General features: G+C 56.9%; 21 protein-coding genes, 1 tRNA gene and 1 pseudogene. 11 read left to right on the top strand and 12 right to left on the bottom strand.

What is annotated here, in order from left to right; genetic code table 11:
- Positions 1 to 112: 112 nt before the first annotated feature.
- Positions 113 to 982, bottom strand: a pseudogene (locus O987_RS17685) (substrate binding domain-containing protein); the annotation flags it as partial.
- Between O987_RS17685 and O987_RS17680 the strand changes: the two are divergent.
- Positions 981 to 1436, top strand: coding sequence for a DUF5990 family protein (locus O987_RS17680; protein ID WP_003053646.1), 456 nt, complete (start codon positions 981 to 983; stop codon positions 1434 to 1436). The pseudogene O987_RS17685 and the gene O987_RS17680 sit on opposite strands and share 2 nt — an antisense overlap.
- Before the next feature lie 115 nt (positions 1437 to 1551).
- Here the strand turns inward: O987_RS17680 and O987_RS17675 are convergent, their stop codons facing one another.
- Positions 1552 to 2064 carry an MgtC/SapB family protein gene (locus tag O987_RS17675; protein WP_003053647.1) on the bottom strand — a complete coding sequence of 171 codons (513 nt, stop codon included), beginning with the start codon at positions 2062 to 2064 and terminating at the stop codon, positions 1552 to 1554.
- 311 nt (positions 2065 to 2375) lie between these two features.
- A complete protein-coding gene (locus tag O987_RS29530) occupies positions 2376 to 3173 on the bottom strand; it encodes a phospholipase D-like domain-containing protein (protein ID WP_235214176.1) in 798 nt (265 codons plus the stop codon).
- Positions 3174 to 3491: 318 nt separating this feature from the next.
- Here O987_RS29530 and O987_RS17660 point away from each other — a divergent pair, with 318 nt between their 5' ends.
- Positions 3492 to 3794 carry a hypothetical protein gene (locus O987_RS17660; RefSeq protein WP_019042094.1) on the top strand — a complete coding sequence of 101 codons (303 nt, stop codon included), beginning with the start codon at positions 3492 to 3494 and terminating at the stop codon, positions 3792 to 3794.
- 141 nt (positions 3795 to 3935) lie between these two features.
- Here the strand turns inward: O987_RS17660 and O987_RS17655 are convergent, their stop codons facing one another.
- The 3 genes from O987_RS17655 to O987_RS17645 form a co-directional block, all read right to left on the bottom strand.
- Positions 3936 to 4133, bottom strand: a complete 198-nt coding sequence (locus O987_RS17655) for a hypothetical protein (RefSeq protein WP_019042093.1) — start codon at positions 4131 to 4133, stop codon at positions 3936 to 3938.
- Between the two features lie 1537 nt (positions 4134 to 5670).
- The gene (locus tag O987_RS28275) at positions 5671 to 5850 is read right to left on the bottom strand and encodes a hypothetical protein (protein WP_003053654.1); all 180 of its coding nucleotides are present in this window, start codon (positions 5848 to 5850) and stop codon (positions 5671 to 5673) included.
- A 24-nt stretch (positions 5851 to 5874) separates the two neighbouring features.
- A complete protein-coding gene (locus O987_RS17645) occupies positions 5875 to 6093 on the bottom strand; it encodes a hypothetical protein (protein ID WP_003053657.1) in 219 nt (72 codons plus the stop codon).
- A 180-nt stretch (positions 6094 to 6273) separates the two neighbouring features.
- On the opposite strand from O987_RS17645, the gene O987_RS17640 reads away from it, so the two are divergent.
- A complete protein-coding gene (locus tag O987_RS17640; protein WP_043373806.1) occupies positions 6274 to 6876 on the top strand; it encodes a hypothetical protein in 603 nt (200 codons plus the stop codon).
- Positions 6877 to 7053: 177 nt separating this feature from the next.
- Here the strand turns inward: O987_RS17640 and O987_RS17635 are convergent, their stop codons facing one another.
- The 3 genes from O987_RS17635 to O987_RS17625 all read right to left on the bottom strand — a co-directional run bounded on the left by O987_RS17635 (position 7054) and on the right by O987_RS17625 (position 9498).
- Complete coding sequence (locus tag O987_RS17635; protein ID WP_043373803.1) at positions 7054 to 7692, bottom strand: DUF4136 domain-containing protein; 639 nt, start codon at positions 7690 to 7692, stop codon at positions 7054 to 7056.
- A gap of 132 nt (positions 7693 to 7824) precedes the next feature.
- Positions 7825 to 8745 carry an MgtC/SapB family protein gene (locus tag O987_RS17630; RefSeq protein ID WP_232536024.1) on the bottom strand — a complete coding sequence of 307 codons (921 nt, stop codon included), beginning with the start codon at positions 8743 to 8745 and terminating at the stop codon, positions 7825 to 7827.
- Between the two features lie 498 nt (positions 8746 to 9243).
- Positions 9244 to 9498, bottom strand: a complete 255-nt coding sequence (locus tag O987_RS17625; protein ID WP_043373801.1) for a hypothetical protein — start codon at positions 9496 to 9498, stop codon at positions 9244 to 9246.
- Positions 9499 to 9805: 307 nt separating this feature from the next.
- Between O987_RS17625 and O987_RS28860 the strand changes: the two genes are divergently transcribed.
- The 3 genes from O987_RS28860 to O987_RS17615 are packed head-to-tail and all read left to right on the top strand — an operon-like array spanning position 9806 to position 12669.
- The gene (locus tag O987_RS28860; RefSeq protein WP_144244936.1) at positions 9806 to 10039 is read left to right on the top strand and encodes a hypothetical protein; all 234 of its coding nucleotides are present in this window, start codon (positions 9806 to 9808) and stop codon (positions 10037 to 10039) included.
- A 6-nt stretch (positions 10040 to 10045) separates the two neighbouring features.
- Positions 10046 to 10780, top strand: coding sequence for a PDZ domain-containing protein (locus O987_RS17620; RefSeq protein ID WP_043373798.1), 735 nt, complete (start codon positions 10046 to 10048; stop codon positions 10778 to 10780).
- 8 nt (positions 10781 to 10788) lie between these two features.
- A complete protein-coding gene (locus O987_RS17615; protein ID WP_043376615.1) occupies positions 10789 to 12669 on the top strand; it encodes a PDZ domain-containing protein in 1881 nt (626 codons plus the stop codon).
- Positions 12670 to 13432: 763 nt separating this feature from the next.
- On the opposite strand, the gene O987_RS29015 is transcribed toward O987_RS17615, so the two are convergent.
- Positions 13433 to 13523: transfer RNA gene (locus tag O987_RS29015), tRNA-Leu, on the bottom strand.
- A gap of 61 nt (positions 13524 to 13584) precedes the next feature.
- Here O987_RS29015 and O987_RS17610 point away from each other — a divergent pair.
- On the top strand, positions 13585 to 13845 hold the full coding sequence (locus O987_RS17610) for a hypothetical protein (RefSeq protein ID WP_003053674.1): 261 nt from the start codon (positions 13585 to 13587) through the stop codon (positions 13843 to 13845).
- A 107-nt stretch (positions 13846 to 13952) separates the two neighbouring features.
- The gene (locus O987_RS17605) at positions 13953 to 15113 is read left to right on the top strand and encodes an IS30 family transposase (RefSeq protein WP_034400431.1); all 1161 of its coding nucleotides are present in this window, start codon (positions 13953 to 13955) and stop codon (positions 15111 to 15113) included.
- A gap of 163 nt (positions 15114 to 15276) precedes the next feature.
- Here the strand turns inward: O987_RS17605 and O987_RS17600 are convergent, their stop codons facing one another.
- The gene (locus O987_RS17600; RefSeq protein ID WP_003053676.1) at positions 15277 to 16155 is read right to left on the bottom strand and encodes a LysR family transcriptional regulator; all 879 of its coding nucleotides are present in this window, start codon (positions 16153 to 16155) and stop codon (positions 15277 to 15279) included.
- Between the two features lie 155 nt (positions 16156 to 16310).
- Between O987_RS17600 and O987_RS17595 the strand changes: the two genes are divergently transcribed.
- Genes O987_RS17595 through O987_RS17590 form a run of 3 tightly spaced genes read left to right on the top strand, consistent with a single transcriptional unit; the run spans position 16311 to position 19774 of the window.
- Entirely contained in the window at positions 16311 to 17651 is a 1341-nt protein-coding gene (locus tag O987_RS17595) for an MFS transporter (protein WP_034400438.1), read from the top strand.
- A 14-nt stretch (positions 17652 to 17665) separates the two neighbouring features.
- Entirely contained in the window at positions 17666 to 18643 is a 978-nt protein-coding gene (locus O987_RS28270; protein ID WP_003053678.1) for a PDR/VanB family oxidoreductase, read from the top strand.
- A 21-nt stretch (positions 18644 to 18664) separates the two neighbouring features.
- The gene (locus tag O987_RS17590; RefSeq protein ID WP_003053679.1) at positions 18665 to 19774 is read left to right on the top strand and encodes an aromatic ring-hydroxylating dioxygenase subunit alpha; all 1110 of its coding nucleotides are present in this window, start codon (positions 18665 to 18667) and stop codon (positions 19772 to 19774) included.
- A gap of 107 nt (positions 19775 to 19881) precedes the next feature.
- On the opposite strand, the gene O987_RS17585 is transcribed toward O987_RS17590, so the two are convergent.
- Positions 19882 to 20781 carry a LysR family transcriptional regulator gene (locus tag O987_RS17585; protein ID WP_034400441.1) on the bottom strand — a complete coding sequence of 300 codons (900 nt, stop codon included), beginning with the start codon at positions 20779 to 20781 and terminating at the stop codon, positions 19882 to 19884.
- Positions 20782 to 20902: the final 121 nt, after the last annotated feature.

Here is a 20902-nt window from a genome sequence, read left to right as displayed (position 1 = left end):
TGCTGCCTTCGCACTGCCATTCCCACGCTGAGCATGATAGTCGGGCCGGGCGAGGCCGCTGCCAGCCGTCAATGGCGTGGATTAGGCCGGTCATCAGTACTTTTGCCGAGGCAGCCAGGCGCACTTGTATCCGTTTCAGCAGCGCCCTGACACGCCCCGTCACGGAATGGCGATGGCTGTACGCTCCCTGCAATTGCAGTGGCGCGGGGCGCAGGTTCAGTGGCAACTACTGCAATCGGCCTGCAGCGAGGTCTTCCTGGCAGGGATAGGCCGCCACAATCGCAAATCCTATGCCTTGCCGTGCGCCTGCCACGGCCAGTTCTCCGCTTTTGACGCGGTAGCGGCTGCGAACCGGTACCTTGACGATGTCGCCCGCAGCATCCTGAAACTGCCAGGGCTGCCCCTTCAGCGCACTGAGGGTGATGATGCAGGGCAGAGACTTCAGTCCACGCACATGGCGTGGCATACCTGTCTTGGCCAGCAGGGATGCGGCGGCAACCACGATGCTGGGCAGTGTGGCGACTTCGCGTGTGATGAAAGCGCGGTCCTCCTGGTGACCTCGGTGGAAGACGATAGAAAGGTCGAGGTCTTCTCGAAGCACTTCCAATCCGGTCATTCGGGTATCGCATTCGAGCTTGATCCCCGGATGGAGGCTACAGAATTCGGCGATGACGGGAGCAAGCAGCCTAGGCGCCTAGCCCGGCATGCACATCCTCAAAGGACTACGCAGTTCGCACTGTACCGCACCAAGTTCATCCTGCGTGGAGAGCAAAGTGTCGAGAAAGGGCACGGTGCGCTCGTAGAGCAGTCGGCCGGCTTCCGTCATGCGCAGATGTCCGTTATGCAACTGAGAGTGCTGCAGTTCGATAAGCGGTATCCGGACGGCCTGCTCCAACTGGCAGTTGCATGACATCTTTACGCATGTACAGTCAGAGCCTTTGGAGACCGTTGAAATCCAGCAGTGAAAGCAGTTTGTCGTCATGAGCAAAGCAAACTCCGCGCAGTCCGTTCGTATACGAATACTGGTGGTCGATGCCCCACCTGAAGTTTGGTTCGCCGTGCAGCGCGGCAAGTCGGACTTGCTCGATCCATTGGACGGCCAGCAGGAGCCTCTTCGATTCGAGTTCTCGCTTCGCTTGGGATCGCCCCTCGCAACGGGCGCAGTCAATTTCCTGGGTGAGTTCGCGCAGGGCCCATCTTCCGAACGTTTCGTTTACATCAATTCCGGCACCCTTGCGGGGCAGGCGGGCTCGCCCTGGACTCGTCGCGCCAAGCTGAAGCTGGCGTCTATTCCCCAGGAAGTCGTCGACGCCGTGCTCTCCTCTGGAGGAGTCATTGAGGCACGCGTTCAAGGGACGATGGGAGACGGCGGCCCTGTTTGCGCTTCGCTGAAGCCGCATGCAGTCGTCTGGGGCGTTGCGCACGATGCGGCTTAGTCTCCGATACATCTGTTGGTACATGTTCTCCGCGGAATGAGAAAAGCCCGCTATTGCGGGCTGTGAGTTTTGGTGGCTGGCGAGGCCGATGTGCGGCCTGCACCTCCTTTGGAGACTATTCTGATTTCGTCGTCTGTCTGGATTGGCTGTTTTTTGTCAGCATGGGAATCACGCTCAGGATAAGAAGCGCAAAGATTGTGCTGATGACTGCTGTTGCCTCTTCACCGAGTCCTGCGCATACGCCGATGGCAGCCGTGAGCCAAAGTCCGGCAGCAGTAGTCAGGCCCTTTACATGAGGTGCTGAATTCTCTCCATCAGATTTAAGGATCGCCCCGGCACCGAGAAAGCCGACGCCAGTGATGACCCCTTGCACTACTCGTGCAGCATTCGCTGTATCCACACCAGACTGTAGCGACACCAGCACGACCAAAGATGATCCCATTGCCACCAGCATATGGGTGCGCAAGCCAGCAGCTTTTCCGTTGGCCTCGCGTTGCCAGCCGAGGAGCCCACCCAGGACGGCCGCCAGAAACAGGCGAACCACGATTCTTGTCGCTTGGGCAGCGTCTGGGACATCTGAAAACTCACTGGCAATGGTGCTGGTGATGGTGTTGAGCGTGTCATTCATTGATGGGTCCTTCGATCGGTGAACAACCGGCGATGAAGCGAGGTGCAGGCAGGCATGCAAAGCCATTTTGGTTGTGCTGTAGGAATTGAGGAGTAGGCATAGGGCTCCAGATAGCAAAAAGCCTGCTTATTGGCGGGCTGTTGATGGGTGGATAGGTCGTGACTGGTCGTGCCGGCCAGCTTCAGCTCAGTTAGTAGTGAGCCGCGAGCCGTATTGCGCACGGGGGCGCTGGCCCGCCCGAAAAGCTATGTGCATTGGATGAGCTCAGGTGCCAAAGGGCAGAGCCGTCTACGGACCGGGAATCCCGGTACTCAACAGGATGACCTGGGGTATAGCAATAGCTCCATCAGGTCTGCCTTGCCAGCTACCGTCACTAGTCCAGCTGCCGCGAGTGCGCGCACAAAGCCGAACCCATGCTGTCGAGCGTTTTCCAGCTGTATCGCCGATTCCGGCTTCTTGTCATAGGCTGCGCGAACCCTGTCAACGATGATTTTCCAATCAGCGTGAAGGTTGCTGGGCAACAGTTCGTAGCGATATGTCTGTACGGTTACTGAAGCATTGCTCGTCATGTTCGCTCCTCCGTGACATGGCCTCCAGCTTACGCTTCTTCCCTCCTGGCATGAGGTCATTCGGAATGAAAAAGCCCGCGGCGGCGGGCTGGGGTGTTGGTGCTCAGGTGGGAAATATTCATGCTCTTGAACATTGAGACTCCAGAAATAGAAAAAGCCCGCAGGTGCGGGCTTCAGGTAAAGATGGGTAGGTGGCAGCAAGTCGATGGGCGGATAGGGCTTTCCGAGATCCCCGCGTGACTGCCAGTGAGCGATGTACTGCTTCGCAACTTCAGGCATGTCGCGAATGACAACGACTTTCTCTGAGTTGGCTGTTTCAGCAGACGGTGCAAAGTTGAATGAGCCTGTTTCTGCGGTAGAGCCGTCAACGATGATGACTTTGTCGTGATGAATGTGAAAGTGGTCGTTGGTTCTTGAATCGACGCCGTTGCTGGTGGCAAAGACCATGGCCTTTTTGCTGGTCTTGCCTTTGTTGCGCTTCTTGTCGACCACAACTCTGCCCTTGACGCTGCGGTTCTTGGCCGCCACTAGTGCTTGCATGATGTCGGCGCCTGAAATGCGTAGGCCAAATGGTCATTCTCGTGAACCTATGGACTCCTGAAATGACGAAGCCCGCTCAATGACGGGCCGTTCAGATTTAAAAGTTGGCGGTTGCGGCCGCTGAGTACTGGGGCTTGAGCGTTGCGGCTCATGTCATGGATAACGTGCAGCTTGTTGTGGGTTGAGGACATGCGGTACTTTACATATTGGGGTGATGGCGCCGGCACGGTAGATCTGACTACTTTGCTCTTTTAGGAGCGAGATTTCGGTCAAATTGACGTGGTTCTCAACGCACTGGTCCCCAGCTAGGAGCTGGTCATGGAAACGATTGAGCAAATGGCTGAAAGACACATACGCGAGTCCGAAGCTGATCTGAATCACATCGATGTGCTGATGAAGCGTGCGCAGAAGGCGAGTGCAAACGCCGCAGATCAAGCAGAAGCCGAGATGCTTTTAGAGCAGGCCGCCAAGCAGCACGCAAAGTTGGATCAACATTTGACGGCCCTAAGAAGCCAGCAAGAGCCTGACCACGAGAAGCTGGCCGAGGAAGGGGCGCGCTTCAGAGAGGCGCTTGGGAAAATACGGTCGAATCTCGAAGTACTGCTAGCTTCCTGGCTGTGATTGCGCAGTGCTCGCGCCGACAGACTGTGACTTAACACGATGTTGGCGGCTATCGGTCGTGCGGTTGCCCTTGAGCGGCATAGCTCCAGAAAAGAAAAAGCCACCGAATCGGTGGCGGATGGAAACAGGTGGGTGCCGAAGTCACGGCGGCACTTTCAGGCATTGCACAGTCTTGCCGTCCAGCCACTCGGTGTGCATGCCCGGGAAGGCGAACTCGTCGCGCAGGCTTGGGGTGATGCTTTGGGGGTCATCGGCTTGGGCATCAGGCACAGTCAGCCAGGCCACGATAAGCAGGGCGCCAACGATGACTAGCGCGGAGTCAACAATCGTCTTGAGCATGAGGATCTCCTGTTCAATAATCGCGCGCAGCTATCAAAGCTGAATGCATAGAGGGGCCAGGCTTCGGGTGTGAGCGCCATGATCACGGCCGCACCGACTAGGCAGAAGAGGCCGAAGCCGGTGAGAGCCCATTGCGCGGCGAGCAGCAGCTTTGTGGTGTGGGATCTGGATGGAGTCGAATGCTTGGTCTCCTGTAGGCAAAGAAAAAGCCCGCAAGCGATTGCTGCGGGCGTTAGGTGAGAAGCAGTGTGTTTTGTGGAGATCTGGCGATCAAGTCTTCATCGCATCGCTGAAACTGTGGTGCTCATTCGGCAATGGCGACTTGTTATGCTGACAGATCATCAGAGTTAATGGGGGAGCCATGTCGAGTTTGGGATCGCGGCGCTAGTCGTTGGCGGTGCACTGAGCGCGTTTGCCGCAGTAGCACACTTGGCGTGTATCGCAATGGGCGCTCCCGCCTACCGGGTGATGGGAGCGAGTGAGCGGATGGTCCGAGCTGCCGAGCAAGGAAAGCCTAGGCCAGCACTGATAACGCTTTTCATCGCAATGATTTGGTTCATTTGCGCGGGTTACGCATTGGCCGGAGCTGGCATCATTGAGCCCTTGCCGCTAACCAAACTCGCTCTCACAGCTATCTGTGCCGTGTATCTGGCGCGGGCGGTTGCTTTTCCACTTCTCAAACCGGTGTTCCCTGCAAACACGCAGACTTTCTGGCTGGTGTCATCTGGCATCTGTCTTGTGATTGGGCTGTTTCACTTGGTTGGCCTCGTTGAAGTGTGGGGCGCACTCTAGGCATTTCACTGATCAACACTCAGTGTCTTTCGCAAGCGCTGGTGATGACAAAAGAAAGCCCGCTGGCGTTTGCTGCGGGCTTGAATAAAGAGCCGGTGACCTTTCGGGTCGCGCCTGGGGAGAGGTCAGAAAGGGAGGGGGAGATATCCCAGGCCCGGCGTAACAGGTAGATGGGGTCGAATTCTGCATGACGCGTTTAGGGCGATCAATAGGAGCTCGTCTTACACCAAAGGAGGTAGAACCATCTGGTGTGGTCACTGTTGCCAAGACGCAAGCGCCGTGCTCCTGATTGCCGCCAGCCCAGGCCCATTCCTGAACTGCCGTACCTGATCGAGTGGTCACACCGGATGGCCCCGTTAGAGCCCTGCGGGGGAAGGCACATGCATGTCGCATGCTGGCCGAACGCTCACATCTCGAGATCTCCGTGCACCAAAAAGCCACCTCGGAAGGTGGCTGTTGAAAATGAAACCACGAAATCGTGGGAGGACTGTCGAGCACTGTAGCTACCAGTAACGATAGCTATGGTGCATGCGCGATTGCTTCTCTTTTTGCCTCCGCTTGTTTTTTTCAGGAGGTCCGCACTGCTCGATGTTGGGTGGACTGGGGAGTGGCTCGCCTCTGGCGAAGACTCGTCTGACTGTTCTCCAAACCTTCAGGAATGAAGATGGGATGCGGTTTACTGACATATAGACCTCCGGACTGACACGCGCGGGCTACGGGCTCGCTGCGTCTCCGTGTGGTACTGTCACACCTTGTCGTTGACAGCAGGTGCTTCGGAGCTGGGCTGTGGGGCTTTTGGTGTCGGTGCGAGTGGTGGATCGAGACTGGATTCGATGGGTTGAATCTGTGAAATCGGCTCGAGGAGCATCACCCACATATCACGCCAGAACTCGGACTGACGCTTGTAGCCAAGTAATGAAAACATATAGACCTCCGGTCAGATGCTTGCTCAAGCGGCAGAGATTTTGTTGAGGACCGCTTGCAGCAAAAGACGGTTCGTTTTTTTGCGCAGCATCTGCTCAGGAGATTCCTCCTGCAGCTGTGCATCCGTTTGAAATGGCGTGTGAAAGATTCGGTCGTCATCCGGCACCGTCCGGGAATCGACTTCCTGTTTCACGGCGGGAAGCCGGGAGCGGATGTTGAAGATGGTTTTGTCGATGAAAGACATATAGACCTCCGGTCTATGCTGGCGGTCCAAGATAGGCCGTCTCACACCACAGTACTCCTTTTAATGCCCTTAAACGGATCACGTCAGCAATGAACTGCGGGGCGTCATTCGCAGCCGTTTTTCCAACGAAAAAGCCACCTTGAAAGGTGGCTCAGGATCTGGCAAAACGCGGCCGCGCTGATGCAGGCGCAGCTGTCCAAGGAGCAGTTGGACTGGGCCAAGCAGATTTACGGCGAGACAGCCGATGAACGCGCTGCGGCCACGGCGATTGCCGACAAGGTATCCCGCTCGCAGCTGGAAGCGCAGAACCTGCAGAACAAGGTGGCGCAGGCGGGCTACGAGGACTACACAAGCACCTATCGGCTGCTCGAGCAGAAGCTGGTGGCAGATGCTCAGGCCTATGACACCCCGGAGCGCCGCGCAGCCGAGGCGGCAGCCGCGAGCGCCGATGTGGAAACCTGCATCGCGGCCCAGCGCGGCGCCACGATGCGCGCGATGGAACGCTCTGGTGTGAATCCAGCCAGCGGCAAGGCGATGGCGCTACAGGGCTCCATGGACATTGGCGCGGCCAAAGCCAAGGCCAAGGCCGGCGCGGCGAATGCCGCCATGAAAGCGGTGGAGCAGCAGGGCTACGCTCGACGCATGGACGCTGCCAACCTTGGGCGCAATATTGCCAGCGCGCAGGGCACGAATGCCTCTATCGCATCCCAACTGGGCGCCGGCGCTGTGGGCAGCGCCAATGCTGGACTGGGCGCGGCTACGAGCGCGGGCAGGGGATTCTGAATTCAGGATACGCGGGCGCCCAGGCCGGGCTAGCTGGGGCTGCGAATACATACAGCCAGATCAATCAGAACCAGATCGCAGCCAATTCCTCGAGCAATTCGCTGTGGGGGAGGTTTGGGGAGCGCGCTGCAGGGATGATCGGCGCAGCTTATGTGGGGCGTAAGCCTGTTTGAAGTCTCAGTGCACTGTGAGATCTACAGTTTTGGTTTGTCCACTTTTCCCTGGAAAGTCCTGCAGTAAAGCCTCAATCATGTACGGCATGACGGGCGCGATCTGACCACCAGCACCACGACTTTGCACTTTGCCTAAATAGAGACGGCGATACTTTCCATCGGCGTCCTTCTCGTTGGCGTCAACGATGTCTACAGTGAGCTGGCGTGTGAATACTGTGTCTGATCTGGTTGTCGCACCAACGATGCCGTAGGTTGGTGTGTTGTATGTTGTTGCCGAGAAACTGCCGGAGCGGTTCACTTGCCCGTAGGTGGTTGATGAGGCGACACCAGTCTGGCCAATGATGGGTACAGACGAGATTTCGGATTTGCCGTTGTCGATGCTGTAGTTCATCAGCACCGCGTATTTAGCATTTGACAGGTTTGTCTCAAGCAACCCAGCTTTGGTCAAGCCAGAAGCCAGGGCCTTTGCATATGTCCTGTATTCCAGATCAGCTTTTTGTTCCGGGTAGGGAATCATGGCAAAGGTTGAGCCTTTGACCGCATCGAGCTCATGAAACGCGGACACCTGCGAGCGAACCGTGCTGCCGCACCCTACAAGAACAATGCATGCGCCGGTAATGGCCGCGATCTGAAAAGCTCTCATCTTTCTCATTCCTCCTATGTGAAGGCATGTAGCAGAGGAGCAACTGCGGTCTGTCAGTAGCCCTCGACCCAAGGCATTTCCGTCCCATTGACCGCAATCATCACGCACCACATCGCTGATGATCAGTCCGCATTAGCCAATCCACAGCAGTGACAGACCTGCCCCTGTCACCATAGAGGCCAGTCCCAGACTGACTCGTGTTCCATATTTGGCTCCCCCGACGGCGAACGCCAGTACGGATTTGGCGATTGCGCTGGAAGCAAGAATCACAACCAACCCCCATTGAGCGGTGGACAGGGGCAGACTACCTGATGCAAAAAGCTGCCCTAAGCTAGCAGCCGCGGCATGCAGTTCGGCCAAAGCTGCAAATGCCGCCGCGACCAGGACGCCAGTGCTGCCAAAGGCATGCTGGAGCCAGGCGCCTAGAACTAACATCAGCGCAATGGTGCCGGCAATCAGCAATGCAGTTGAAAGCTTAAATACCCGTTCGGTCTCAAACGCAGTTTGCGTGGCAATTTTTGGTCGATTCAGCAATCCTGTGGCAGCAGCCAGCACAAGGCAGGCTGCTGCAACGATAAGAGGCACTGCCATGGATAGCATTAGCGCAAGGGATGTGGCAGAGAGAATGGCTATGAACAGACATAGCGAGGCCAACTGAGCCAGCATTGCACTGCCGAAGGCTTGCGCTTGCTGATGTTCGTCTGACTTGGCCAAGTTGCCAAGGCTGGCGATAGCCGCAGTAGATGACACAAACCCAGAAAAGAATCCGGTAACAGGCAGTCCCCAATGTGGGCCGAGCACTCGGGTAAGTATGTGGCCCAGCATGCCGACAGCCATGAACAGCACAACCACTTTCCAAAGGGCTGCGAGGCTTAGTACACCCCATGGATCTACAGGCGCGTGCGGCAAAAGTGGCATCACGACCAGCGCTGCAGCACCCAGCAGAAGGCCATCCCTCAGTTCATTCTCTGTGAGTAACTCACGACTCCAGCGTTGTATGGGGCCTTTGGAATGCACCAGCAAGGCGCAAAGGATGCCCAGGGCTGCAGTCAAGGTAGGACTCTTGTGCGATAGGGCACCCAGAGTTAATGTAAAAAGTAGAGTCACTTCACTGGTCAACCCTGGGTCTTTGGGGGCTGAGTGCCAGTAGGCTGCAACGGTCAGAGCACCGACCAACAGAAGTACAACGGCAAAGGGCAGCACGCCTAACCACCAGGCCGCGCAGCCAAGCAACGCTGCTATGGCATGGGTACGAGTTCCAGCGATGCTCTCGTGCTCACTCCCGCGACGCTCACTCACGAGCCCGATAAGCAGACCACAGCCTAAGGAGACTACCCAATGATCGACACCGGCCCAACTCAGCTGCATAAGTCTCAACCTCTCGATGTGAGTAAGGCTCGTCCGATTGATGGGACTGCGCCTCAGCTACTACTACGCAGCATAGTTGAGTACGAGATGACGCCGAAAGCAATAAGAGCTGGATCGTAAGACGCCTAAATCTCTATCTAAGGCCTCCGCGTGACGGAGGAGGGGTCAAGCCTGCACGCTCCCTCAATAGCCCTCGACCAAAGGCATTGCCGTCCCATCGACCGCAATCATCACGCCCGTGGTGTTGGGGGCGATTTCTATTGGGACGCCCCACAGCTCATTGGGCTTGCCCAAGGAGTTGACGATGTTGAACTGCCGCAATGCTTCCGGCGGCATCTTGATCAGCTTGGGGTAGGCGTTGTCGTGGGCCTTCCAGTGCCTCAGGAAGGCTTGGCAGACGCGCTTGTGGGCGATGTGGATCGGCGATTCATCGGTCATGGTGCGATTGTGTCAGAGCATGTTGCCGTGACACCAATCCCGTGGAAGCCTTCGTCTGGGACCAGATGTTTGTAGGCAGTTGTCGTTTGGAGTGAGTCTCGTGAACGGCAATGTGGTCCAGTCTTCTAGGCTGGGTTTTCCTTTAGCCAGTTTGGGTGAAGACTTGGCGAGCCAAGGCATGAAAAATATTGCTTCCCAGTCAATGAATAGGCGATATGCGACTTCTATTAGTGTTTGCGGCAGTTTTTGCTCCAGGCTGCGCACCCGGGCGGGTTTCCTGACTTGAGGGCTGCATTGGCGTCTCGGAATGCTCAACAAAGGGATCAATCCCGACACAGGTGAAACGTTGGTTGAAACCAAGCGCCGAAAAGCACAAAGCTCAGCAAATTTTCAACGCGACTTGTCAAATCTATCGACGAACTTGCGCCAGCAGCTGGCCAATGTTGAAACTGCTTCACGTGGTAGCTCTGTAGCAGCAGACAGAGCAAGAGCTGAGCGCAATGCGCGATACGCTGCGGACGAACGTTTGCCTGTTCAATAAAAATCTATGCCAGAAATCACCATGCCCCATTCCTTCATTTTCCGGCTATTGAAACTATCGCCCGTGGTCTTAATGAGTGGTTGCGCTGCGGTGCAGTATTACACCGGCGCCTACGATGATTCGGACGAGAGCGGGATCGTCATGATGCAGCAGTCCTACCGGGGTCTCGACTGCGACGGCTTGGCGAATTCATTGAAAGGAATGCAGGGAAACACGGCCAACGAATCGACCGGCCAGTCCTACGGCCGCCGGATCAACGTCGCCGCGATCCAGCGGGTGCAGGTGGAGAAGAACTGTGCGGCCGCTAGGCCGGTCTCCGCGGCGGAGGCTAAACCGGCGATGCCACCGGTTCCGACCGCCAAGTCGAACGCTGCCATGGCGGCAGGCCCGCTCAACCTTCAGCGGCTTGGAGTGAAGGTCGATGCGGTACCTCCGGCGCTGGCCGCTGCCATGCAGTTGCCGACGGGGCGCGGTGTTCTAGTGGTGTCACTGCAAAAAGGGCGTCCCGCAGACCGCGCCGGCCTGAAGCCGACCGAGGTGGTGCTGGAGGCTTCCGGCCAGGTGCTGGAGTCGCCTGCCCAGCTCGATGCAATCGTCAAGCGCATGCGCGATGGCTATCCCTTGCCTCTGGTCGTCCGGGGCGATACAGGCGAGCGCGAGGTAACGGTGTCGTTGGCGCGCATCGGAGCGGTCGCCGCTCCTGCACCCAAGGTGGCGACGCCGGCATCGGCCGCGAAGTGAGGTTCGCCATGCAATCGAAATCGCCGTCGATCTCTTTCTTCCGGACCCTGGCGGCACTGACCCTGCTTGGCTTGGCTGCTTCTGCGCAGGCTCAGGCTCAGGCTCAGGCTCAGGCCAAGACAGGTTTCGGCTTCTGCTATGTGCAGGATTTAACCAGCTTTAAGACCTATGCCTCGCCGGTGTTCCCGGTGTCGTGGAAGCCAGGTGAAGAACTTCCTCGGGCGGAAGCCTTGGCGACTGAGTTCTTGGCCGTAGTCACCGCCGTTGGCGGCACCGGTCAGAAGAATTGCTATCCGCCAAACGAGTCCAAAGCGGTAGCCGATTCCGAGCGGGCGGAAGTTAAGCGACTGGGAACTAGTACCTTCCTGCAGAAATGGCAGGACCTCGCCTTCACCCCCAGGCCCTGGGATCCCGCGCAGCGGTCCCTTTCCGGCAACCGGACTCGCTATTTCTTCTGCGCTGTCGGCGACCCAGACCTACGCAAGGGGGCCGCCACCAGCGTCTTCCCGGTTGAGGTTCCGGCGGCCAACCCGTCCGCCGCCTTCACCCTGGCCGAGCTTTACACGGAGGAATTCACCCGCGATGTGCTCCCGGGCCTGAGGCTGTCGGCGGTCTATCCGAGCTGCCTTTCGTTTGAATCGATGGCGGAGGCCCAGCACGGACGCGCAGTGCACAAGAAGGTATTCGATGGTTTCAACCTCACCTTCGTCGATCTGAGCTGGCGGCCGACTGCGCGTTTGCCCGACGCCGCCTCGGCTGCGCCGGTGCGGCGCTCATCGACCAGACCCGTGCCGGCATCCACCGCCGGAAAGCAGGGGCCGGGCACAGTCGCCACACCGATTTCCGCCGACGGTCTGGGCGCCACTTTCGGTGCACTGACACCTTCCTTGTCGGAAGCCCTGCAACTGGGTCAACGCAAGGGTGTGATGGTGGTGGATGTGACGCCGGGTGGAGCTGCCGCAGCAGCCGGCTTGAAGCCGCTGGACGTCATTCTGGAGTTCGCCGGGCAGAAGGTGTCCGGACCGGTTGAGCTGCAAACCATCGTCGCTAGCACACGGGCCGGTTACCGCGCCCCGCTGCAGGTATGGCGCAAACAGGCATTGCTGAACATCTCGATCACCTTGTCGGCAAGCGTGCAGGTGCCTGTACCTGTGGCTATGCCGGCACTGACTCCGTCCGGCCCCGCGCGCCCGCTACCGCGCGGGCTGATTGGCGCGCAAGTCACGAAGCTGACCCCTGCGCTGCAGCAGGCGCTGAGCGCCGCTTCGACCGATGGAGTCATGGTAACGAACACCGTACCCGGCAAAGCAGCTGAGGAGTCGGGTATCCGCAGCGGAGACGTCATTCTGCAGGCGCTCGACCAGCCGGTGCGCGACCTGAACGATCTGGCCACCATTCTCGGGCAGGTGCCTGACGGCCAGACGGTCATGCTGCGTATTCTGCGGGGCGGCCGCGACCTGGACCTTCCAGTCGGCCCGATCCGCAGCGATACGCCAGCGCTGCCGGTCGGACGGACCTATGCCTTCGCTGCCAAGATCGTGCCGCCGCCTGTCGTCAAGCGTTTTTGCCATATGCACGTGCAAACGACGCAGGACTTCTTCGACAAGGGTGTGCGGTCAAACGTCTTCGAGTTGAATGCGGACGAAAGTGAGAAAACCGCCTTGCGTGTGATGACCGCCTTTATCGCCCGAGCTAACGAGGCGGAACCGGCTCGGTGGGACAGCCCTGCACGGGTCTATTGCGAAGCTTCCCACTGCAGCGGCATAAGTACTCAGCGTCATCACATGATGACCTCGTTCTGCTCGGCCGACCGGCAACAGGCGGACGATATGCTGATCGCTTCCGAACGCGGAAAGTCATTGCCGCGCATCGAATTCAATCCGAAGTAGTCGGTCGAGTCACTGGCCCTGGTCTTGCCAATGCCCAGCCCCCACCCTGGGTCGCCTTGACTGACCCGGTTCAGGACCCGTTCACGGGCGGCGCCGGACGGCAGGTTCCTTGCTAAGTGACGAACTGGCATTTTCGGTCAATGGTTGTCAGGCCGAATTTGCCTGCGGCTGACCGCTTCATGTCGGTGTGAACCTGCGCACGGCACTAAAAAAAGCGCAGGGGAGCGCACAACATCTGCCGGGGCAGTAGCTACGGCTTGTAGGCCATTGAGCTGAGCTGGAAGCAAAACAAAAACACTTCCGGGCGAATGAAGACCCCCCAGGACGGTGCATCGGTTATGGTGGGTAACTTAAACCACTAAGGAATCGCCTGATGCCAAAACCCAACTACCAATTCGAAAAAAGGCAGCGGGAGCTCGAGAAGAGGAAAAAGAAGGCTGAGAAGGCTCAGCGCAAAGCTACAGGGTCCGAAACAGTTGCGCCAGTCCTGAATTCTGAGGCACCGGTTGAGAACAAGTAGGTAAGGGATAGGCTTTGTGTCGGTGCGACTTTTGAGAGTCTTAAAAGAACCTCGTCGGCACTTCGAGCAGCGGCTTACCAACGCATGATCAATGGTGCCTGGGTGTCTGCAGTCTCGAACTTTGGGTGCTGGAAAAAGGTTGCCTGCAAGATGAGTCATCGTGCAGGCAATCTTTTTGCTAAAACCGGAACACATGCCGGAACATTTCCCGGAAAGTCTTTAAAAGTTATAGCATTATTTCTTTGGTGCCCCGAACCGGAATCGACCCGGCACGCCTTGCAGCGGGGGATTTTGAGTCCCCTGGGTTGGGCGCTCGATGAGCCGAGCTAGGGGCAGGTAAAACATGTGGTGTAGATTTCGCCAGGCGCGATGGCGCACCGTGTGGGCTGGCCGAGTTGTGGAATCGCTGGAAGGATCTGACGCCCGGTGCGCTGGCGGAGGGCTACACCATTCTGACCATCAATGCCGACTCGCATCCCCTGATGAGCCGCATGCACAAGCCAGACCCCAGGCTGCCGACTGACCAGCAGGACAAGCGCAGCGTGATCCCGATCGAGATGGAGGATCTGGATCAGTGGCTGGCGGGGACCCAGCAAGAGGCGTCTGCCGGTCGGCGTATTCGATGCTGGCCCGGCCTTGTTCCAGATGCCTGCTAGCGGCCAGGAGCCGTCCTCTGATGTGTTTCCGCCAGCGACTGCTTCAGGCTGTGAATTCAACTGGTCAATGCAACACAATGACTGCCTCTGGCGGATGGAGTGTTGGCATGAAGCAAAGACCGCGGTTTTACTACACCGAAGCTCAGAAGGCCCTGATGTGGGATCGCTGGAAAGCGGGCGATACCCTGCACGAGATCGGCAAGCTGTTTGACCGACCACACTCGTCCATTCACACCATCTTGAGTGCGACGGGGGGCATCCGGCCACCAGCGAGGCGTCGGTCTCGCTGGGCATTGACCATTTCTGAGCGAGAAGAAATCTCCAGGGCGTTGGCCGCAGGTGAATCCATCCGCTGCGTTGCCAGGCGCTTGAAACGAGCAGCATCCACCATCAGCCGAGAACTCCTACGCAATGGCGGCAAGACTTGCTACCGAGCTACAAATGCAGATGAGGCAGCCTGGCAGCGAGCGCACCGCCCAAAGATGTGCAAGTTGGCCTGCAATCCTGCGCTGGCACAGATCGTGGCGGGTAAATTGCAGAGTCAATGGTCGCCCGAGCAAATAGCAGGGTGGCTCAAACGAACTTACCCGGGCGCAAAGGATATGCAGGTGTCTCACGAAGCCATCTATCGCACGCTCTTCGTCCAAACACGCGGAGCCTTGAAGAAAGAGCTTCTGGAGCATTTGCGGCGCACCAGAGGAATGCGTCGCTCACGCCATTACACCCAGAAGACGCCGATCCATGGCCGAATCGTCGATGCAGTGCCCATTAGCGAGCGCCCAGCCTGCATAGAGGATCGGGCAGTGCCGGGCCATTGGGAGGGCGATCTGTTGTTTGGCGATGCCTACAGCCAGGTGGCAACGCTAGTAGAGCGGCACACCCGCTACGTAATGTTGGTCAAACTAGTGGACAAGGACTCGTACACCGTGGCGGCGGCGCTGGCCAAGCATGCGCAGACCTTGCCACAAGAGCTCTATCGTTCCTTGACCTGGGATCGAGGATCGGAAATGGCGGGGCACAAACGATTCACTGTGGCCACCGACATCCAGGTCTACTTCTGCGATCCACAAAACCCATGGCAGCGCGGAACGAACGAGAACACCAATGGGCTACTGAGGCAGTACCTGCCCAAGGGCATCGACATCTCTGGCTACTCGCAAGATGAATTGGATGCGATTGCGAGAAAATTAAACGAGCGGCCCAGGAAGACCTTGGGGTACAGAACCCCGGCTGAGATGTTTAACGAATGTGTTGCATCCATCGGTTGAATCCACAGCTAATCAGAGTCATTCATGTTGCAGTATCTGGGTGACATCAATCGTCAACAGCGATTGCTGAATGTCGCCAGCCTTAATTGACAGATTAACCTGCAGAGTCAGCGACTTGATCGTGCGGCTCGTCGATCATGTGCACAGGGCTCAAATTGAATAACTAGGTCACCCAGTAATCCTGAAGATACGTTAGCAACGCTTTAACCCGCTGCACGCCCATCCGCCGTCGAGGAACATAGGCCTTAAACCAGTTTTCCTGCGGCGCGTAGCCTGGCAGTAGGATCTCCAGCTCACCGGCCGCGATTGCCTCAGACGCGATGTAGGTAGGGAGCAGCGCCACCCCAAGTCCCGCGACTGCAGCTTGCAAAAGCGTGCGATTGTCATCCGCCATAAGTCGAGGGTGAACGTCAATGGATAGAGTTCCTCTATTACTTTGGAAAGTCCAATTCCGTCCTGTCGCAGAAAAAACCAGGCAAGCGCAGTCAGCCAAGTCTCGTGGATGATTGATCTGCGTGTGTGCACGCAGATAAAACGGTGAAGCACACAGTAGAGGCTTGACTGGACGTAGCGGTACGTCGACGACACCTTCATAGCTGGCGGCTCGTCCGCTGATGGCCATGTCGAAGCCGCCTTCAGATGGATTGGTGGAGCGATCTTCTAAAGTCAGCTCCAAGGTAATGCCGGGATTCTTTTGCAGGAATCCGCAGAACACTTGTCCAAGCTCCGTCATGGTCAAAGTTGTCGGGGCCATCACCTTCAAGTGCCCTTCTGGTTTGCCTTCATCTCGCTCAACCGAACGCACCAGATCCTCGAACTCTGCGACGACATTGGTAGCCCTTGCGTAGAGCTTCTCGCCTTGTTCGGTCACTGTGACACGCCTCGTGGTTCGTTCAAAGAGCTTGGTATTGAGTTCTGTCTCGAGCTGGCTCACACGTTTGGCAATGACAGAGGGGACTACCCCCAGATGCCGAGCAGCTTCGGAGAAGTTCCCATAGCGCACGACCGCTACAAAGGTTTGAACGTGGGTGACTATGTCCATTCTTTGACCTCTATGTAGGTCTTTATTTATTCAATAAATCGTCAAATGATTTCCAGAATTGAGTTTAATTGACTTCGATTGGAATCAATAAACTTACTTGCTCATAAACCGTCGGTTCAGGCGGTGCACAGGAGACAAAAGTGAGTAATTTGCCAATGTCGGTGGACGTCAAGTCCTTTATTGATCAACGACACATCACAGGCCGGCAATGGCTGTTGGTGTTGCTATGCTTTTTGATAGTCGCAGCGGACGGTATCGACGTAGCAATCATGGGGTTCCTTGCCCCTTCGATCATTCAAGAATGGGGAATTTCACGAGCAGGCTTTGGACTGGTGATGAGCGCAGCCCCCGTGGGCTTGGTCATTGGAGCACTTGCAGCGGGTCCTTCATCAGACCGCCTGGGACGAAAGACCGTCTTACTGGCATCTGTCTTGGCTTTCGGAGTCTGCACAGTCCTGACCGCTTTTACCCATGACATTTCCCAAATGGTTGTCATGCGCTTCCTCACAGGCATCGGCCTAGGTGCGGCCATGCCTAACACGACAACGCTGCTATCCGAGTATGTGCCCGAACGTCGCCGTTCCTTGCTGATCACGATCATGTTTATCGGCTTTGGCGTTGGCTCGGCAATAGTCGGATTCGCAGCTGGCTGGATGATTCCGCATTGGGGATGGCGCTCAGTCTTGATCGCTGGTGGCGTTCTTCCCTTGGCCTTGTTGCCTTTCCTGTTCTTCCTTTTACCGGAATCAGTCCGATTCATGCTTGTGCGTAACTATCCAACGACGCGCATTGCCTGCACTCTGGCAACTGTCTGCAAGACGGAGTTTGCCCCAGGGACCACCTTCTTTGCTCCGGAGCCTCCTGTGCATACGAAGAAGCCTATCGGTGTTCTCTTTTCACAAGGCTATGCACTCACGACCGTGAGTTTGTGGGTGACCTACTTCATGGGTCTCCTGGTCATCTATCTCATCACTGGATGGCTTCCAACCTTGATGAAGGATGCGGGTTTGCCAATCACTGAGGCTGCAAATATCACGGCCATGTTCCAGACCGGAGGCATTCTCGGCGCCGTTCTCACTGGCTGGATGATGGACCGACTCAAGCCTGCCTTAGTCATTTCGGTTGCTTACCTGGGTGGTGCTATATGCGTGCTGGGTGTTGGTGGTGCCGGTGCGACTGCATCGACATTGCCGCTGTGGATGCTCGCTGCCGGTTTCTTCATGAACGGCGCCCAAACGGGACTCAATGCTTTTGCACCGGCGTGCTATCCGACCATGGCGAGAGCCACTGGCGTGAGCTGGATGCAAGGCATGGGCCGATTCGGGAGCATTCTCGGCTCAGCCGTCGGAGGCATTCTGCTCGGAATGGGGTGGGGATTTACGGGCATCGTTTCCACGCTGGCCATCCCGGCAGGGATCGCAGCCTTTGCCATGTTGGCCAGTTGGGCAGAAGGCAAGCGTAGCCAAGGGCAAACAAAGTCGCTGGCTCATTCCTGATCAAGGAAATCGTTATGGCAAGACCCAACTTCAATGTTCAAGTCGCGTCGGTGCGTCAATTGACGGATCGAGTTCGCGAGTATCTTTTGACCTCGGCAGATGGTCATCAACTACCAACCTACTCAGCTGGTTCACACATCGCACTGCATACCATCTCTCCGGAACGAGGTCTAATCGTCCGTCACTACTCTCTTGTGGGAGGAGACAACCTCGAGGACGATGCTCGGAACACATATCGAATTGCAGTCCTGCGAGAGGATCATGCCCGAGGATCCGCGCATATTCACGCGACATTTGAGGTAGGTACCAAGCTGCAAATTGGGCCACCTATCAATAACTTTCCCCTCGATAGGCGTGACCAAAATGTTTTGTTGATTGCCGGAGGTATCGGCATCACGCCCATCTTTTCGATGGCCCGCAGCCTACATCGCCGCCATTGCAACTATCGAGTGTTTTATGCAGGTCGAAGTGCCAAGACCTTGGCTTACCGTTCCGAACTAGCCAGGCTTGCTGGTGACCGGGTGAGTTTTCACCATAGCGATTCTGAAGGCCCCCCTGATATCGAAGCGTTATTGCGCAACCAACCGGAGGGGACTCGCGTTTATGTCTGTGGTCCTCGGCCGATGATTGATGCAACACATGCTGCTGCAGCCCAACTGGGTTGGGCTCCGGAGCGAGTACGCAGTGAAAAGTTCACCGCGGCCATTTCCGGTGACGCAAGCCCATTCACAGTCCATCTACAACGATCTGGTAAGACCGTACAAGTCGGCAGCGATGTGAGCATCCTTGATGCATTGATAGCAGATGGCGTGTCTGTCCTCTGGGACTGCCGCCGCGGCGAATGCGGACTGTGCCCACTTCCCGTGATAGAGGCTCAAGGCGGCATCGAACATCACGACCACTACCTGACAGCAGAAGAAAAAGAATCAGATGAGACGCTATGCATCTGTGTCTCGCGAACTCGAGGTTCTCGCCTCGTGCTCGACGCCTAATGGCTATTGCCGGAGAGATAAATGGAACTGATTGTTGAACGCCCCATTGAGATCGAAGTACATGAGCAGCGTGAATTTGTGCCAGGTGGATTTGCTGATCACTCAACACCCCTAATTCGAAACTGCTGGTACGTTGCAGCTTTGGCCAGCGAGGTATCGCGTGAAATTATTAGCCGGCGTCTGCTTGGTATCGATGTCGCGCTGTACCGAACCCTGGCGGGGGAGCCAGTAGCCGTTCGGAATAGATGCCCGCACAGATCATTTCCCTTGGCAAAAGGCAAACTCATCGGTGACACACTCGTCTGCGGGTACCACGGCATGCAGTTCGACCCATCGGGCCGCTGCGTCAACATGCCCGCCATGCCAATTGTTCCGACAAATGCCAATGTGCGTAGTTTCCCGACGGTTGAACGAGGACCTCTAATCTGGATCTGGATGGGTGATCCGGATCATGCCGATGAAAGCCTCGTGCCGGACACCACATGGCTGGCCAGCGACGATTGGAAAACCGTCAGTGGCAGCTTCCACATTGCTTCTGACTATGTGGCAATGCATGAGAACCTACTGGACCAAACCCACTTTCCCTTCTTGCACCCAGGCGCCATCGGAACCCCCGAGTACGCCCGCTCCAGGCTGAAGGTTCGTGAGGAGAACAACACCGTCATCATCGACCGCGAGCTTCGCAACTCGCCGCCACCGGGCGTGTATGGGGTGCCTACAGGCCTCACTGGCAAGCCGGTTGACCGTTTTTCCGATGCGCGTTTCGTCTCTCCTGCGCTGCATACGGCATACGCGCGTATCGTGGACAACAACGACCCCGGTGGGCAGCCTCGCACCTATCGCTTCAACATCAGCCACATCTTCACACCGGAGACAAACGGCGGCATTCATTACTGGTGGTTTTGCAGCCGCAACTTCAACCTCGATGACGAGGCCGCAGACGAACACTTGTTGGCTGCATCAACGAAGGCTTATCAAGAGGACGTTGACGCACTGGAATGGATACTGGATGTCGTTCGGAACGACAGCGAGCCTCAGTTTGATTTGAACTTTGCCCCTGACAAACCTGGTTTACTCATGCGACAAGTCCTATACCGGCTCGCCGCGGCAGAAGCCGGTGCCGATATTTGACAACAACTGAATACCTTAAATAGCTCTACGCCGGTGTCTGCAGCACTTGCGTGGAGCTATTTCATTTCTTCTCCAAGAACGACGTTCATCAGCCGCGCAAGCCAAGATCATTGCTCGGCAATTTGATGTGCAGCCCTATGCAGATGCGCCATGAAGTGACGCACACTTGGTTTGAGGTGTGTTTCCGTGCGTGTGAGCACACAGAGCTCGGCGATTAGCGGACCTTCTTCCAGCTTGATGACATCCAAATGTTGCATGGCCATGGGATGGGCGGCGATTTGCCTTGGCAACAGGCCTACGCACTTTCCGCTTGCAACGATAGACAGTAGGCCAAGCGTTGAATTGACAATAGCCCCTGCCGGTGGGGGTGGAAGGCCGTGCTGGGCGAACAAGGTCTTTGCGTAGCCCGCATCCGACGTGGCCCCTGTATAGACCCAAGGTGCTTCAGCGAGATCGCGCAGACAGCGCGCCTGTCCCATGGGACTGCCTTTGCGTGCTACGGCAACCATGGCAATAGGCATCAGCTTCTCCACGACGAACTCACCTGGCGGTAGTTCAGGAGGCAGGGGCCCCAGAGCAATGTCGACTTCTCCTTTGCGTAGCCTGGTGAGCTGGGCGATATAGAGCTCCTCGACAATGCGCAATTGAATTGCTGGGAATGCACTGCCGAATGTGCGCAAAGTCTCCGGTATCAACAGCATTACAGCCAGCGGCACTGCACCTATATTGAGTACACCACTCATGTTGCCATCGAGTTGGCGCACCTGCTCCACAGCCTGTGTCAGTTCACGCTCGGCCGCCACGGCCCGCTCGTACATCACCAAACCCTGCGCAGTCGCGATAACTCCAGTCGTCGATCTCACCAGTAGAGTCGTTGACAGTTCCCTTTCTAACTCTCGGATCAGCTTTGTCAGCGCAGGCTGCGAAACGCCAAGCCGCTTGCCAGCTGCTCTCAGGCTGCCTTCCTCAATAGCGGCAATCAACGCTCGCAGGTTCGTCAGTTTCATGTTGGAGATGATAGCTCCCGGTTATCGCGCCAGGCAGCACAACATCTCCTCAAACACTCCTCCGATTTCTAGACTTTCGCCCTGTATTTGAAGCAGTTCAATTCAAGCTGAACGCGAATCT

Source organism: Comamonas testosteroni TK102, assembly GCF_000739375.1.
Lineage (GTDB): Bacteria > Pseudomonadota > Gammaproteobacteria > Burkholderiales > Burkholderiaceae_C > Comamonas > Comamonas brasiliensis.
This window is presented reverse-complemented; position numbering and strand designations above follow the sequence as displayed.